The sequence below is a fragment of the Nocardioides sp. 503 genome, assembly GCF_004522095.1.
GTDB lineage: Bacteria > Actinomycetota > Actinomycetes > Propionibacteriales > Nocardioidaceae > Nocardioides.
In genome coordinates this window covers 141,604-154,971 of the sequence record NZ_SPUI01000004.1, presented here as the reverse complement: position 1 = coordinate 154,971, position 13,368 = coordinate 141,604, and the positions used below count along the sequence as shown (strand labels likewise).

Genomic DNA, 13,368 nt, shown 5'->3' with positions numbered 1-13,368 from the left:
CTCCGGCGCTCAGTCGGGGTCGAGCGCGCCGGCGTCGTGGACGCAGATCGCGATCTGCACGCGGTTGGTGGTGCCGAGCTTCTCGAAGAGCCGGGACACGTGGGCCTTCACCGTCGGCACCGACAGGTGCAGCGAGGCGGCGATCTCGGCATTGCTCAGGCCGCCGCCCACGGCGAGGGCCACGTCGCGCTCGCGGTCGGTGAGCAGGGCCAGGCGCCGCTCGGCCTCGGCGGCCCGGCCGTCGCCGGACTCGGTGCGGACCCGGTCGATGAGCGTGCGCGTGGCCGACGGGGACAGGATCGGCTCGCCGGAGGCGACCTTGCGGATGGCGTCGAGGATCTGGGCGGGCGGGGTGTCCTTGAGCAGGAAGCCGTCCGCGCCGGCGGCCAGCGCGCCCAGCACGTGCTCGTCGGCGTCGAAGGTGGTCAGCACGATCACCCGCGGGGGTCTCGCCTCGTCGCGCAGCACCTGGGTCGCGTCGAGCCCGTTGAGCCGGGGCATCCGGATGTCCATGAGCACCACGTCGGGGGCCAGCTCACGCGCCAGCGCGACGCCGGCGCGCCCGTCGGCGGCCTCGCCCACGACCTCCACGTCCGTCTGGCCGCCCAGCATCAGGCTCAGCGCCGAGCGCACGAGCGGGTCGTCGTCGACGATCAGGACGCGCACGGCCGAGGTCACGACGTCCACGGTATCCAGGCCCTCAGCTCGAACGCCCCGCGGTCCGCGCGGTGCTCGAGCCGCCCACCGCGCAGGACGGCGCGCTCGCGGAGGCCGACCAGTCCCAGCCCCGCGCCCGGAACGGAGGTCGGTCCGAAGCCGAGCGGGTTGCGCACGGTCACGTCGACCCCGTCCTCCGGTCCGCCCGACACGGTGAGGGTCACCCGGGCGCCGGGGGCGTGCTTGCGGGCGTTGGTGAGGGCCTCCTGGACGATCCGGTAGAGCGTCCGGCCGACGGCGTCCGGCATCGGCTCGTCGCAGGGGAGGTCGTCGTGGAGGGTGACGTACATGCCCGAGGCGACGCACTCGGCCACGAGCACCGGCACGTCGGCGTACGTCGGCTGCGGAGCGCTCATCGGCCTGCCCGTCTCGTCGTCGCGCAGCACGCCCAGCACGCTGCGCAGGTCGGTCAGCGCCTCGTGGGCCTTGTCGCGGATCACCGCGACGCTGTCGCGCATCTCGTCGGCGCTGAGGTCCTCGCGGAAGCTGAGAGCCCCGGCGTGCATGGAGATCTGAGAGATCCGGTGCGCCAGCACGTCGTGCATCTCGCGGGCGATCCGGGCGCGCTCGGTGCCGCGCGACTGCGCCACCCGCAGCTCCTGCTCGGCCTCGGCCCGCTCGGCGCGGTGCCGGAGGGTCCACAGCAGCTCCCGGCGCGAGCCGATGTACATGCCCCACCCCATGCTGGCCGCGATCGCGAAGAGCCCTGCCAGGAACGAGATCCACGCCGGGTCGCTGTTGGAGGAGGGGGCGGTCTCGGTGAAGATCGTCGAGGTCGCCAGCGCCACGGCCGCCACGAGCACGACGTGGGCCAGGCGACGTCGGGTCGCCAGGGAGACCGAGGTGAGCGTCGCCGGGCCCTGGGCGATGCCCGACACCGCGCCCAACAGGTTCGTGATGAGCGCGATGGTCAGCGGCCACCGCCGCCGGAGGAACATCAGGACGTAGGCGACCAGACCGGCCGCGATGTCCACCGCGAACAGCACGGGCTCCTCGTCGACCATGACCTCGGCGTACGAGACCCAGATGACGGCGCTGATCGACAGCGTGAGCAGGAGTCGCCAGGTCTGCCCCCACCAGGTCAGCGGAGGCTGGTAGGTCTCCGGCGCGGGCCTGTCCACACCCGGCAGCGTAGGCCGACCGGTCGGGGCCGCGCAGGCTGCGGCGGTCGCGAGGCACCCCCTACTTTGGTCATTGCGCCACCACCGCGTGGCCGATTCCGCCAGGGCCGGACGTGCGGCATGGTGGAGCCATGATCTCAGTTGAAGGACTCACCAAGCGGTACGGCGCGTTCACCGCCGTCGACGACGTCAGCTTCGTCGCCCAGCCCGGCCGGGTCACCGGCTTCCTCGGCCCCAACGGCGCGGGCAAGACCACCACCATGCGGATCATGGTCGGCCTGACGCCGGAGACCCAGGGCCGCGTCACCATCGGCGGCCACCTCTACCGCGACATCCCCAACCCCGGCCTGCACGTCGGCGTCCTCCTCGACGCCTCCGCCCAGCACGCCGGCCGCACCGGCCGCGAGATCCTCACGCTCGGGGCGACCACGATGGGTCTGCCCTCGTCGCGCGTCGACGAGATGCTCGAGCTGGTCTCCCTCAGCCCGGCGGAGTCCCGGCGCCGGCTGCGCAACTACTCCCTCGGCATGCGCCAGCGGCTGGGCATCGCCCACGCGCTGCTCGGCGACCCGTCGGTGCTGATCCTCGACGAGCCGGCCAACGGCCTCGACCCCGCCGGCATCCGCTGGATGCGCGGCCTGCTGCGCGGCTACGCCGAACGCGGCGGCACGGTGCTGCTCTCCAGCCACCTGCTCCACGAGGTCGAGCAGATCGCCGACGAGATGATCCTCATCGGCCGCGGCAAGATCGTGGCCCAGGGCGACAAGAAGTCTCTGCTCGACCACGGCCAGGCCGCCTCCAGCCTGGTCACCTCCCTCGACAACCAGAAGCTCGCGGCCGCGCTGAGCGCCAAGCAGTACTCCGTGGCAGTGGCCGGCGACGGCCTGCGCGTGGGCGCGGAGCCGGTCGAGGTCGGTCGCACCGCCCTCGAGCAGGGCATCGTCCTGTCCGACCTGCGCTCGGGCGCCGCCGGGCTGGAGGACCTCTTCCTCGAGCTCACGTCCGACACGCAGCGCGAGGGCCACCCCGCCGCCGCGACCCAGCAAGGAGCCATCGCATGAGCACCACCCAGCAGACCCCGGGGCCGGTGCCGACCCTGGACATCTCCCAGACCGCCCCGGTGCCGTTCAGCCGCCTGGTGCGGGTCGAGTGGCGCAAGATGCTCGACACCCGCGGCGGGCTCTGGCTCATGATCGCCACCGCGATCCTGCTCGTCATCACCGTCGGGCTCGTCCTGCTCGTCGTCGCCCTCAACGACGACCCCATCGAGATCGGTGCCGCCGGGTTCTCCCAGATCCTGACGATCCCGCTGTCGCTGCTGCTGCCGGTCTTCCCGATCCTCTCGGTGACCAGCGAGTGGGGGCAGCGCACCGGCCTGGTGACGTTCACCCTCGAGCCCAACCGGGTGCGCGTGCTGCTCGCCAAGGTCGCCTCCGTGGTGCTCCTGGCGATGGCGACCATCGTCGTGGCGCTGGTCCTGGGCGCCCTCGGCAACGTCGTGGCCGCCGCCATGGACGGCACCGACGTGGTCTGGGACCTCGACCTCAGGACGTTGGTGCTGACCATCGTGCTGCAGCTGCTCTACTTCCTGATGGCCTTCGGCATCGGCACGGTCTTCCTCAGCAGCCCGGCGTCCATCGCGGTCTTCTACGTCGTCGCGCTGCTGCTCCCGCTGCTGGTCTACTCGACGCTCTACGCGATCTTCGACTGGGCGCAGGACATCATTCCGTGGATCGACCTCCAGTACGCCATGGGCCCGCTGCTCGACCCGGACGACGACGCCACCACCATGGACGGCCTCCGGGTCGTGGTCACGGTGCTGATCTGGATCGTCACGCCGCTGGTCATCGGCACCCGCCGGGTGCTGGCCTCCGAGCCCAAGTAGCCGATCACCGTCGTGCGCCCGGCCCCTACTAGGGTCGGGCGCATGACGTCCCTCCCCATCACGCCCCGCGTCGACGGCCGCGCCGACGACGAGCTCCGCTCGGTCACGATCACCCGCAACTGGCTCGACCACGCGGCCGGCTCGGTGCTGATCGAGTTCGGCAAGACCAAGGTCCTGTGCGCGGCGTCGGCCTCCAGCGGCGTGCCCCGGTGGCGCAAGGGCTCCGGCCTGGGCTGGGTCACGGCCGAGTACGCCATGCTCCCGGCCGCGACCAACACCCGCTCCGACCGCGAGTCGGTCAAGGGCCGCATCGGCGGCCGCACCCACGAGATCAGCCGGCTGATCGGCCGCTCCCTGCGCGCGGTCATCGACTACCAGGCCCTCGGGGAGAACACGATCCAGCTCGACTGCGACGTGCTCCAGGCCGACGGCGGCACCCGCACCGCGGCGATCACCGGCGCCTACATCGCGCTCGTCGACGCCTGCGCCCACCTCGGTGTGCCGCAGGCGCTCACCGGCTCCGTCGCGGCCATCAGCGTCGGCATCATCGACGGCGCTCCGCGCCTCGACCTGCCCTACGTCGAGGACGTGCGCGCCGAGACCGACATGAACGTCGTGATGACCGGCGACGGCAGGTTCGTCGAGGTGCAGGGCACCGCCGAGGGCGCGCCGTTCGACCGCGCCGAGCTCGACGGCCTCCTGGCGCTGGCCGAGAAGGGCTGCGCCGACCTCACCCGCATGCAGCAGGCGGCGCTCGCCGGCGACGCGGGAGCTCCTGCGTGACCCGGGTCTTCCTCGCCTCGCGCAACACCAAGAAGCTCGACGAGATGCAACGCATCCTCGTCGAGCACCTGGGCGAGGTCGAGGTCGTCGGCCTCGACGACGTGCCGGCCTACGACGAGCCCGTCGAGGACGAGCCGACCTTCACCGGCAACGCCCTGCTCAAGGCGCGCGCCGGCGCGGCGGTGACCGGTCTGCCCTCGCTCGCCGACGACAGCGGGCTGTGCGTCGACGCCCTCAACGGGATGCCCGGCGTGCTGTCGGCCCGCTGGTCGGGGCCTCCCAAGTCCGACGACCGCAACAACGAGCTGCTCCTCGCCCAGCTCTCCGACGTGCCCGACGAGCGTCGCGGCGCCCACTTCGCCTGCGCGGTGGCGTTCTGCCACCCGGACGGGCGCGAGGTGGTCGTCGAGGGCCGCATGGACGGCCGGGTGATCCGGGAGACGCGAGGCAGTGGCGGCTTCGGCTACGACGTGCTGTTCGTGGCCGACGACCGGCCCGACCTCACGACCGCCGAGCTGGACCGCGCCGACAAGGACGCCATCTCGCACCGCGGCCGTGCGCTGCGCGAGATCGCCCCTCAGCTGGCGACGCTGCTCGGCTCGCGCTGACCCACGCGCCGGCTGATGACGACTCCCCACGCGCCGGCCATGAAGAACATCAGCAGCGAGTAGACCGCGGCAGGCACCGCGATCTCGTTGACCTCGAGGATGTTCTCCGCGACGAAGATCGCCAGCGTCCCGTTGTGGACGCCGATCTCGAACGACGACGCGATCGCCTGACCCTCCACGATGCCCAGCGCGCGCGGCACGACGTACCCGACGACCAGGCTGATCGCGCAGAACAGCGCGGCCACCAGGCCGACGTCGGCCAGGTAGTCGCCGACCCGGTCCTTCTCGCCGAGGAGGATGCCGAGGACCAGCACGCCGAGGATGACGGCCGAGGCCACCCGCACCGGCTTGTCCATCGCGGTGGCGAAGGACGCCTTCCGGGCGCGCACCAGCATCCCCAGACCGGTCGGCACCAGGATCAGGACGAACACCTTGACGACCTCGTCGAGGGGCATCGACACCGACTCGCTCTTGTCGAAGTAGTCGATGGCGACGTTGGTGATCAGCGGCAGCGTCGCGATCGCCACCACCGAGTTGATCGCGGTGAGCGAGATGTTGAGGGCGACGTCGCCGCGGAAGAGGTGGCTGAACAGGTTGGCGGTCGTGCCGCCGGGGGAGGCGGCGAGCAGCAGCATGCCGATGCCGAGGAACGGCGGCAGGTCGAAGAGCACCACCAGGCCGAAGCACACCGCGGGCAGCAGGGCGAGCTGGCAGAGCAGGGCGATGGCGACGGCCTTGGGCTGCTGTCCGACCCGACGGAAGTCGGCGAGCGTGAGGTCCAGGCCGAGCCCGAACATGATGATGGCGAGGGCGATGGGCAGCCCGATCTCGGTCAGCGCGGAGTCCATGCGCGGACCCTAGTGGAAGGTGACGGCGGTCACGTCGTCACGCCGCGATAGGTTCCCCGGATGGGCCGACGCTTTCTCCTCCGCAGGACGTTCGCGCGCGTGGCCCTCAAGGCGGTCCGCTGGAAGACCGTCGGGCAGGTGCCGAGCCGCGGGATCCTGGTCGGCGCGCCACACACCTCCAACTGGGACTGGGTCCTCACGATGCTGCTCGCGTGGGACAACAGCGTCCAGATCCGGCTGCTGGTCAAGCAGTCGTTCTTCAAGGGCCCGGTCGGGGTCTTCATGCGCGCGACCGGCGCCGTCGAGCTGGACCGCGACAACCCCGGCGGCACGATCAAGGCCCTGCTGGCCGACGCCGAGACCGACGAGGCCTTCCTGCTGGGCATCGCCGCCGAGGGCACCCGCAGCCGCACCGACTACTGGAAGTCGGGGTTCTACCGGATCTCCCGGCAGACCGGCATCCCGGTGACGCTGGCCTTCCTCGACGCCCCGAGCCGCACCGTCGGCTGGGGTCCGACGTTCGACCTGACCGGCGACGTCGGCGCCGACATGGACCGGATCCGTGCGTTCTACGCCGACAAGACCGGCTTCCACCCCGAGCTCACGACCGAGCCCCGGCTGCGCGAGGAGGACCGGTCCGGCGGACCGGCCTGAGCCTCAGCTCGCCCAGGTCCAGTCGGCCAGGATCTGCTCGTAGAAGTCCTGCGCCTTCTGGTCGCCGGCCTGCGTGGAGAGGATGACGGAGTAGAGGTCGCCGTCGTGGATGGTGAGGTAGCCGAACTGCTCGATCGCGACGTCGTTCTCGTTGACGCGCGCGATGCGCACGCCGATCGCGTCCTCCCCGCCGATGACCGTGGTGCCGTTGTCCTCGGGCGTCGCGCCCGTGGCGCCGGCCATGTTGTTCTGCCAGGTGCTGCGCAGGGCCTCCGGGTCGGTCTCGCCGCCGGCGAAGGCGGTCTCGACGATCATGTTGGCGCGCGCGCCGTCGAACGACTTGCCCCAGGCCACGGCCAGGTCGGTCTGGCCGGCGCCCTCGCTCGCGAGCACCTCGTCGGTGATGTCGTTCCAGCCCTTCGGCAGCTCGAAGTAGTAGCCCGTGCCCTTGACGGCGCCGGCGGGCACCTCCGTGGTCTCCTCCGTCGGCTCCTCGGTGGGCTCGTCCGTCGGCTCGTCGGTGGCCTCGGTCGTGGCCTCGCTGGTGGGGTCGGTAGCGGTGTCCTTGCCGTTGTCGTCGTCTCCCGAGGTCAGGAGCACCACGGCGAGCACGCCGCCGACGACGGCCACCAGGACGGCGCCGATGGCGACGAGCAGACCGGTGCGCTTCTTCTTCGCCGGTGGCCCGGCGGGGTACGACGCCGGGTAGCCGGGTGCGGCGTAGGCCGGCTGGTAGGGCGGCGAGGTCGGCGGCGGCTGGAACGGGGAGGTGGCCGGTGACATCGGGGGCGACGTGACCGGCGGCTGGCCGGACCAGGTCGGAGGCGCCGCGGGGTAGGCCGGCGGCTGGGCGGACGGGACGGGGCCGCTGGTGCCGGGGCCCTGCTGCGTACGTCGGTCGAAGCGGCGCACGTCCTCGGCGCCGACCCGGTCCACCGCGAAGCCGAGCACCGCGCAGGCCCAGCGGGTCGCGGTGACGTCGGAGGTGCCACGGTCGCGGGCCAGCATCTCGCCGGCGGCCTCGACGGCGCGGGCCGGCTCGGCCCCGCTGTCGATCGTGGCCAGCATCATCCGCAGGGCGCCCAGGCGCACGGCGTCGACCAGCAGGTTGATGTCGCCGGTGGAGGCGGCCCCCTCGTCGAGGTAGTCGTCGAGCGCGGCGCGCAGGAGGTCGGCGTCGTCGAAGACGCCCCGTCCCGAGGCCACGCCCAGATCGTGGAGGGTCTCGTGCAGCTCCATGGGGGGCCTTCCTCGCGGGTCGCTGTTGCTGGTCGCTCGTGCTGGGTCGTCCGTGCCGTCGTTGCTGCTGCACCCGTGCCGGAGGGGGGACTTGAACCCCCACGCCCGAAGGCACAGGTACCTAAAACCTGCGTGTCTGCCAGTTCCACCACTCCGGCGGGTGCGCCCAGTCTAGGAAGGCGGCGCCAGGACGCGGCAGGCGCGTCAGTCGAGGCCGAGATCCTTGCGCAGCTTGGCCACGTGACCGGTCGCCTTGACGTTGTACTGGGCCTTCTCGATCGCACCGTCCTCGTCGACGACGAAGGTGGAGCGGATGACGCCCTGGACGACCTTGCCGTAGAGCTTCTTCTCCCCGAAGGCGCCGTAGGCGGTCATCACGGACCGGTCCGCGTCGGAGAGCAGGGGGATGGTGAGGCCGTCCTTCTCGCGGAACTTCACGAGCTTCTCCGGCTTGTCCGGCGAGATGCCGAGGACCTCGTAGCCGGAGGCCTTCAGGGAGTCGAGGGAGTCGGTGAAGTCGCACGCCTGCTTGGTGCAGCCGGGCGTCATGGCCGCCGGGTAGAAGTAGACGATCACCTTGCGTCCGCGCAGGTCCGAGAGCGAGACCTGGCCGCCGGCGTCGTCGGCGAGGGTGAAGTCGGGGGCGGCGTCGCCGGGGGAGAGGCGGGCGGGCTCGGTCACGGCGGGCTCCTTGTTGCGAGTGATGTGCAATAACGTAGGCTGAGCGTCGCATCAAACCTAGCGACCCGGGAGACCCTGCATGCACGTGCCCGACGGCTTCCTCGACGCGCCCACGTCGGTCGTGACCGGCGTCGTTGCGGCGGGCGGGGTGGCGGTGGCCCTCCGCAAGGCGCGCGGCGAGCTCGACGACCGCACCGCGCCGATGGCGGGCCTCGTGGCGGCGTTCATCTTCGCCGGCCAGATGATCAACTTCCCGGTCGGGGCCGGCACCAGCGGCCACCTGCTGGGCGGCGCGCTCGCGGCCGTGCTGGTGGGGCCGTGGACCGGGGCGCTGTGCCTGAGCGTCGTGCTGCTCGTGCAGGCGCTGTTCATGGCCGACGGCGGGGTGACCGCCCTCGGCACCAACATCACGCTCATGGGCCTGGTGGGCTGCTTCACCGGCTACGCCGTCTTCCGGCTGGTCGCGGCGGTGCTGCCACGCCGTACGTCGTCCATCGCGCCGGCCGCAGCCGTCGGGGCCCTCGTCTCGGTGCCCGTGGCCGCCTGCGTGTTCACCCTGCTCTTCGCCATCGGGGGCACCGCCCCGGTCGACACCGGCGCCGTGCTCACGGCCATGGTCGGCTGGCACACCGTGATCGGCATCGGCGAGGCGGTGGTCACGGGGCTCGTCGTCGCCTCCGTCGTCGCGGCCCGCCCCGACCTGGTCCACGGCGCGCGCCACCTCGTCGAGGCGCGGGAGCTCGAGATCCGCAGGGCGGCCGCCTGATGAGGTCGCGCCGCTTCTTCGTCATCGGCCTGCTGGCCGCGCTGCTCATCGCCGGGGTGGGGAGCTTCTACGCCAGCTCCCACCCCGACGGGCTGGAGTTCGTCGCGGGGGAGACCGGCTTCCTGGACTCCGCCGACGAGCCCAAGACCTCCGACAGCCCGTTCGCCGACTACCAGACCGCCGGGGTCGAGGACGAGCGCCTCAGCGGTGGGCTCGCCGGGGTCGTGGGGGTGGGGCTCGTGCTCGTCCTGGCGGGCGGGCTGGCCTACGCCGTACGTCGGCGTGGCGGCTCCTCGGAGCCGACGGACTGACATGGGCGCCGGTCACGGCCACCGGCTGTACTTCGGTGGCCACAGCGCGGTCCACCGCCTGCCGGCGCACCTGAAGGTCCTGGCGCTGGTCGGCTTCATGCTGACCGTGGTGGCGACGCCGCGCGACTGGTACCCCGTCTTCGGCGGCTACCTCCTCGTCGTGGTGTCGGTCATCCTGCTCTCGCGGGTCCCGCTCCTCTACGTCGTGCGGCGGATGGTCATCGAGGTGCCGTTCGTGGTGTTCGCGCTGCTGGTGCCGTTCATCGCGACCGGTCCGCGCACGGACGTGCTGGGGCTGGCCGTGTCCGAGCCGGGTCTGCTCGCCGCGTGGGGGCTGCTCGCCAAGGGGACGCTGGGCGTGATGGCCTCGCTGACGCTCGCGGCCACGACCGAGCCGACCGACGTCCTGGTCGGGCTGCGGCGGCTGCACCTGCCCGACCTGGTCGTGCAGATCATGGGGTTCATGATCCGCTACCTCGACGTGGTCACCTCCGACCTGGGGCGGATGATGGTCTCCATGCGCTCCCGAGGGATGAACCCCCGCTCCCCGCGTAGCTGGCCGACCCTCGCCCGCACCCTCGGCGCACTGTTCATCCGCTCCTACGAGCGCGGCGAGCGCGTGCACCTCGCGATGCTGTCGCGCGGCTACACCGGGCGGCTGCCGTGAGCACCCCCGTGCTCGACGTGCAGGGTCTCGCCTACGCCTACCCCGACGGACACCAGGCGCTGTTCGGGGTCGACCTGCACGTCCACCGCGGGGAGCGCGTGGCGCTGCTCGGCCCCAACGGCGCCGGCAAGACCACGCTCGTGCTGCACCTCAACGGCATCCTCACCGCGGGCGCCGGCTCGGTCTCGGTGAGCGGCCTGCCCGTGGAGAAGACCCACCTCGCCGAGATCCGCCGCCGCGTCGGCATCGTCTTCCAGGACCCCGACGACCAGCTGTTCATGGGCACGGTCCGCCAGGACGTGGCGTTCGGGCCCGCCAACCTGGGGCTCAAGGGCGCGGCGCTGGAGGCACGGGTGATGACGGCGCTGGAGATGGTCGGCATGGCCGACTTCGCCGACCGCCCTCCCCACCACCTGTCCTTCGGCCAGCGGCGCCGGGTGGCGGTCGCGACCGTCCTGGCCATGGAGCCGGAGATCCTGGTCCTCGACGAGCCGTCCTCCAACCTCGACCCGGCCTCGCGCCGCGAGCTCGCCGACATCCTGCGCTCGCTGGACGTCACCGTCCTCATGGTCACCCACGACCTGCCCTACGCCCTCGAGCTGTGCCCCCGCGCCGTCGTCCTGAGCGACGGCCACGTGGTCGCCGACGACACGACGTACGACGTGCTGACCGACGCCGCGCTGATGCGTGCGCACCGCTTGGAGCTCCCGTTCGGCTTCGACCCGCGCAGCATTGATAGCCTTCCGGGATGAGCAACCCGTCTGACCTCGAGGCCGAGATCGAAGCGACCCGCGAGCGGCTGGCGGGCACGATCGACCAGCTCCTCTACCGCGCGAGCCCCAAGACCATCGCCAGTCGCGAGGTGGCGTCGGTCAAGGCCTACTTCGTGGACCCGGCCTCCGGCCAGCCGCGCACCGACAACATCCTCAAGGTCGCCGGCGGGGTCGTCGGCTTCGTCGCGCTGCTCGTCGTCATCCGCAAGGTCGCCGGCTGACGCTGGTCGGGATCCCGTCGTGACCGAGAAGCGCCCCATCAAGATGCTGCACGACCGCATCCTGTGCGAGATCGACCAGGAGTCCGGCGAGCGCCGCTCCTCCGGCGGCATCGTCATCCCCGCGACCGCCGCCATGGGCGGCCGTCGGCTCGCGTGGTCCCAGGTCGTCGCCGTCGGCCCGCAGGCGCGCGCCATCGAGGCCGGCGACCGCGTCCTCTTCGACCCCGAGGACAAGGCCGAGGTGGAGGTCCACGGCGAGGTCTACGTCGTCATGCGCGAGCGCGACGTCCACGCCGTCGCCGCCGACCGCCTCGCCGACGAGTCGACCGGCCTCTACCTCTAACCCCTCCCGCCGGTGGTCGGGCAGGGAGGAGCGCCAGCGACGAGCGCCCGTCACCGGTGGTCGAGCAGTGAGGAGCGCCAGCGACGAGCGCCCGTCGAGACCCGCGCACCTCTGGTCGCCTCCTCGGGTGAATCGGTGGTCGCGTGCGGCGCCGCGGGGGTCGCGGTCTCTGGCATTGATGGGGATGAGGTGGGCGGTGGTGGCGCGCCGTCGCCGGCTTCCTGGTCGCTGGGGTTTCGAGACGGTTGCTGCGCAACCTCCTCAACCCACGACGCCGCCCCCGGTGGTTGAGGTGCGAGCGCAGCGAGCCTCGAAACCACCCCACCCCAGAGGGCCGAAAGTAAAATCAGAGAAGGAAAGCCACTAACCCTTCACACCCTGTGGATAACCGGCCTTTCCGGCCTGTCACTGTCGGTGGTCGCTGCTTGAGTAGACCCCATGAGCAGCCCCGCCACCCACCCGCCGAGCCACCCCGTGCTCGCCGCCGTACTGCGCGCGCAGGCCGAGCTCGACGCAGTCGCCGACCAGCCCATGTGGTCGATGACCCCGCAGGAAGCAGCCCTCGCGCTGGTGGAGGAGACCCGCCTCAACGCCCGCCTCGCAGGCCTCACCCTCAAGACCGCAGCCCACGCCGACCGGACCGAGGTCGGCGCCGCCCAAGGCGCGACCTCGTCCGCGGCGTGGCTGGCGCACACCACGCACATGACCCAACGCGACGCCGCCGCCCTCACCAAGCTCGGCAAGGCCCTCGAAGCCCACCAGCCGGTCGAGGAGGCACTCAGCCGCGGCGACATCCTGGTCGACCAGGCGAAGGTGATCGTCGAAGCCGTCGACGCACTGCCCGACGACGTCGGCACGACGGTGAAAGACCAGGCCCGGGACCACCTCCTCGACGAGGCGGCTCACTTCGACGCCAAGCGGCTGCGGGTGCTGGGCCTGCACGTCCTGGAGGTCGTCGCCCCCGAGGTCGGGGAGGCAGAGACCGCACGTCAGCTCGAGGCCCAGGAGCGCAAAGCCGAGGCGAAGGCCAGGTTCACGATGCACGACGACGGCCACGGCACCACCCACGGCCGGTTCTCGATCCCGACCCATCAGGCAGACAAGCTCCGCAAACCACTCGACGCGTTGGCCTCACCCAAAGCCGGCGGCGGGGGATCGACCCCGCACGGCATGGGGTTGGCGTTCATCGAGTACATCGACCGCTTCCCCGCCAAGAAGCTCCCGCAGGCGGGCGGGATGGACGCCACCGTCGTGGTCACCATGACCCTGGAGACCCTCATGGGTGGCCTGAAGGCGGCGCACCTCGACACCGGCACCCCGATCAGCCCCGGCCTGGCCCGGCGGATGGCGTGCGAGGCCGGTGTCATCCCCGTCGTGCTCGGTGGGAAGTCCCAGGTCCTCGACGTGGGCCGCAGGATGCGGTTCCACACCAAGGCCCAGAGGATCGCGATGGCCGTCAGGGACGGCGGCTGCATCGCGCTGGGCTGCGACAGGCCCTCGGCGTGGTGTCACGCCCACCACCTCGACCCCTGGTCCCAGGGCGGCAGCACCTCGGTCGAGCGCGGCGGGCTCCTCTGCACCGGCCACCACCCCCTCGCTCACCACCCCGGCTACGTCATGACCCATCACGAGGGCGGCAAGGTCTCCTTCCACAAGCGGGAGTGAGACCCGCGTGGTGGGAGTTCGCAAGCTGAGTTCAAACCCGTCGGCGTGTCCGGCCTGGGAGTGTGGAGGGATGGGCAAAACACCAT

At 71.7% G+C, this 13,368-nt stretch carries 17 protein-coding genes and 1 tRNA gene; 12 read left to right on the top strand and 6 right to left on the bottom strand.

Going from position 1 to position 13,368, the window contains the following annotated elements; all coding sequences use genetic code 11:
- Positions 1-9: 9 nt before the first annotated feature.
- Together E4622_RS14565 and E4622_RS14560 are read right to left on the bottom strand one after the other, a co-directional pair.
- Positions 10-678, bottom strand: coding sequence for a response regulator transcription factor (locus tag E4622_RS14565; RefSeq protein WP_134740955.1), 669 nt, complete (start codon positions 676-678; stop codon positions 10-12).
- The gene (locus E4622_RS14560) at positions 675-1,838 is read right to left on the bottom strand and encodes a histidine kinase (RefSeq protein ID WP_134740954.1); all 1,164 of its coding nucleotides are present in this window, start codon (positions 1,836-1,838) and stop codon (positions 675-677) included. Before E4622_RS14560 ends, E4622_RS14565 begins: the two co-directional genes overlap by 4 nt.
- 131 nt (positions 1,839-1,969) lie before the next feature.
- On the opposite strand from E4622_RS14560, the gene E4622_RS14555 reads away from it, so the two are divergent.
- The 4 genes from E4622_RS14555 to rdgB are packed head-to-tail and all read left to right on the top strand — an operon-like array spanning position 1,970 to position 5,114.
- Positions 1,970-2,899: an ATP-binding cassette domain-containing protein gene (locus E4622_RS14555; protein WP_134740953.1), complete on the top strand. Its 930-nt coding sequence runs from the start codon at positions 1,970-1,972 to the stop codon at positions 2,897-2,899.
- A complete protein-coding gene (locus tag E4622_RS14550; RefSeq protein WP_134740952.1) occupies positions 2,896-3,723 on the top strand; it encodes an ABC transporter permease in 828 nt (275 codons plus the stop codon). The genes E4622_RS14555 and E4622_RS14550 overlap by 4 nt, the downstream gene beginning before the upstream one ends.
- A 42-nt stretch (positions 3,724-3,765) precedes the next feature.
- Positions 3,766-4,506, top strand: a complete 741-nt coding sequence (rph, locus tag E4622_RS14545) for a ribonuclease PH (RefSeq protein WP_134740951.1) — start codon at positions 3,766-3,768, stop codon at positions 4,504-4,506.
- Entirely contained in the window at positions 4,503-5,114 is a 612-nt protein-coding gene (gene rdgB, locus E4622_RS14540; RefSeq protein ID WP_134740950.1) for an RdgB/HAM1 family non-canonical purine NTP pyrophosphatase, read from the top strand. Before rph ends, rdgB begins: the two co-directional genes overlap by 4 nt.
- Here rdgB and E4622_RS14535 read toward each other — a convergent pair.
- Positions 5,084-5,962 carry a bile acid:sodium symporter family protein gene (locus E4622_RS14535; RefSeq protein ID WP_134740949.1) on the bottom strand — a complete coding sequence of 293 codons (879 nt, stop codon included), beginning with the start codon at positions 5,960-5,962 and terminating at the stop codon, positions 5,084-5,086. The two genes, rdgB and E4622_RS14535, sit on opposite strands and share 31 nt — an antisense overlap.
- Before the next feature lie 60 nt (positions 5,963-6,022).
- On the opposite strand from E4622_RS14535, the gene E4622_RS14530 reads away from it, so the two are divergent.
- Complete coding sequence (locus E4622_RS14530) at positions 6,023-6,616, top strand: 1-acyl-sn-glycerol-3-phosphate acyltransferase (protein ID WP_134740948.1); 594 nt, start codon at positions 6,023-6,025, stop codon at positions 6,614-6,616.
- A gap of 3 nt (positions 6,617-6,619) precedes the next feature.
- On the opposite strand, the gene E4622_RS14525 is transcribed toward E4622_RS14530, so the two are convergent.
- From E4622_RS14525 to bcp, 3 genes are all read right to left on the bottom strand, one after another.
- Positions 6,620-7,855, bottom strand: a complete 1,236-nt coding sequence (locus E4622_RS14525) for a hypothetical protein (protein ID WP_134740947.1) — start codon at positions 7,853-7,855, stop codon at positions 6,620-6,622.
- Positions 7,856-7,931: 76 nt separating this feature from the next.
- Positions 7,932-8,013: transfer RNA gene (locus tag E4622_RS14520), tRNA-Leu, on the bottom strand.
- 46 nt (positions 8,014-8,059) lie between these two features.
- Positions 8,060-8,536, bottom strand: coding sequence for a thioredoxin-dependent thiol peroxidase (bcp, locus tag E4622_RS14515; protein WP_134740946.1), 477 nt, complete (start codon positions 8,534-8,536; stop codon positions 8,060-8,062).
- Between the two features lie 79 nt (positions 8,537-8,615).
- On the opposite strand from bcp, the gene E4622_RS14510 reads away from it, so the two are divergent.
- The 7 genes from E4622_RS14510 (at position 8,616) to E4622_RS14485 (ending at position 13,282) form a co-directional block, all read left to right on the top strand.
- Complete coding sequence (locus E4622_RS14510; RefSeq protein ID WP_167736097.1) at positions 8,616-9,302, top strand: energy-coupling factor ABC transporter permease; 687 nt, start codon at positions 8,616-8,618, stop codon at positions 9,300-9,302.
- Complete coding sequence (locus E4622_RS22840) at positions 9,302-9,613, top strand: PDGLE domain-containing protein (RefSeq protein ID WP_167736096.1); 312 nt, start codon at positions 9,302-9,304, stop codon at positions 9,611-9,613. Before E4622_RS14510 ends, E4622_RS22840 begins: the two co-directional genes overlap by 1 nt.
- Before the next feature lies 1 nt (position 9,614).
- Positions 9,615-10,280, top strand: a complete 666-nt coding sequence (gene cbiQ, locus E4622_RS14505; protein WP_134740945.1) for a cobalt ECF transporter T component CbiQ — start codon at positions 9,615-9,617, stop codon at positions 10,278-10,280.
- Positions 10,277-11,032 carry an ABC transporter ATP-binding protein gene (locus tag E4622_RS14500; protein WP_134740944.1) on the top strand — a complete coding sequence of 252 codons (756 nt, stop codon included), beginning with the start codon at positions 10,277-10,279 and terminating at the stop codon, positions 11,030-11,032. The genes cbiQ and E4622_RS14500 overlap by 4 nt, the downstream gene beginning before the upstream one ends.
- Positions 11,029-11,274 (top strand): DUF3618 domain-containing protein, encoded by a 246-nt coding sequence (locus E4622_RS14495; protein ID WP_134740943.1) that lies wholly within the window; start codon positions 11,029-11,031, stop codon positions 11,272-11,274. The genes E4622_RS14500 and E4622_RS14495 overlap by 4 nt, the downstream gene beginning before the upstream one ends.
- Positions 11,275-11,317: 43 nt before the next feature.
- Positions 11,318-11,617, top strand: a complete 300-nt coding sequence (locus E4622_RS14490; RefSeq protein ID WP_134741438.1) for a co-chaperone GroES — start codon at positions 11,318-11,320, stop codon at positions 11,615-11,617.
- A 438-nt stretch (positions 11,618-12,055) separates the two neighbouring features.
- On the top strand, positions 12,056-13,282 hold the full coding sequence (locus E4622_RS14485; RefSeq protein ID WP_134740942.1) for an HNH endonuclease signature motif containing protein: 1,227 nt from the start codon (positions 12,056-12,058) through the stop codon (positions 13,280-13,282).
- Positions 13,283-13,368 lie beyond the last annotated feature (86 nt).

Excerpts from the sequence above, each read along its gene's own strand:
- E4622_RS14490 (WP_134741438.1), top strand. The coding sequence starts at position 11,318 with ATGCTGCACGACCGCATCCTGTGCGAGATCGACCAGGAGTCCGGCGAG.
- E4622_RS14485 (WP_134740942.1), top strand. The coding sequence starts at position 12,056 with ATGAGCAGCCCCGCCACCCACCCGCCGAGCCACCCCGTGCTCGCCGCC.
- E4622_RS14530 (WP_134740948.1), top strand. The coding sequence starts at position 6,023 with ATGGGCCGACGCTTTCTCCTCCGCAGGACGTTCGCGCGCGTGGCCCTC.
- rph (WP_134740951.1), top strand. The coding sequence starts at position 3,766 with ATGACGTCCCTCCCCATCACGCCCCGCGTCGACGGCCGCGCCGACGAC.
- E4622_RS14555 (WP_134740953.1), top strand. The coding sequence starts at position 1,970 with ATGATCTCAGTTGAAGGACTCACCAAGCGGTACGGCGCGTTCACCGCC.
- E4622_RS22840 (WP_167736096.1), top strand. The coding sequence starts at position 9,302 with ATGAGGTCGCGCCGCTTCTTCGTCATCGGCCTGCTGGCCGCGCTGCTC.
- E4622_RS14525 (WP_134740947.1), bottom strand. The coding sequence starts at position 7,855 with ATGGAGCTGCACGAGACCCTCCACGATCTGGGCGTGGCCTCGGGACGG.
- E4622_RS14510 (WP_167736097.1), top strand. The coding sequence starts at position 8,616 with ATGCACGTGCCCGACGGCTTCCTCGACGCGCCCACGTCGGTCGTGACC.
- E4622_RS14535 (WP_134740949.1), bottom strand. The coding sequence starts at position 5,962 with ATGGACTCCGCGCTGACCGAGATCGGGCTGCCCATCGCCCTCGCCATC.
- E4622_RS14550 (WP_134740952.1), top strand. The coding sequence starts at position 2,896 with ATGAGCACCACCCAGCAGACCCCGGGGCCGGTGCCGACCCTGGACATC.
- cbiQ (WP_134740945.1), top strand. The coding sequence starts at position 9,615 with ATGGGCGCCGGTCACGGCCACCGGCTGTACTTCGGTGGCCACAGCGCG.
- E4622_RS14495 (WP_134740943.1), top strand. The coding sequence starts at position 11,029 with ATGAGCAACCCGTCTGACCTCGAGGCCGAGATCGAAGCGACCCGCGAG.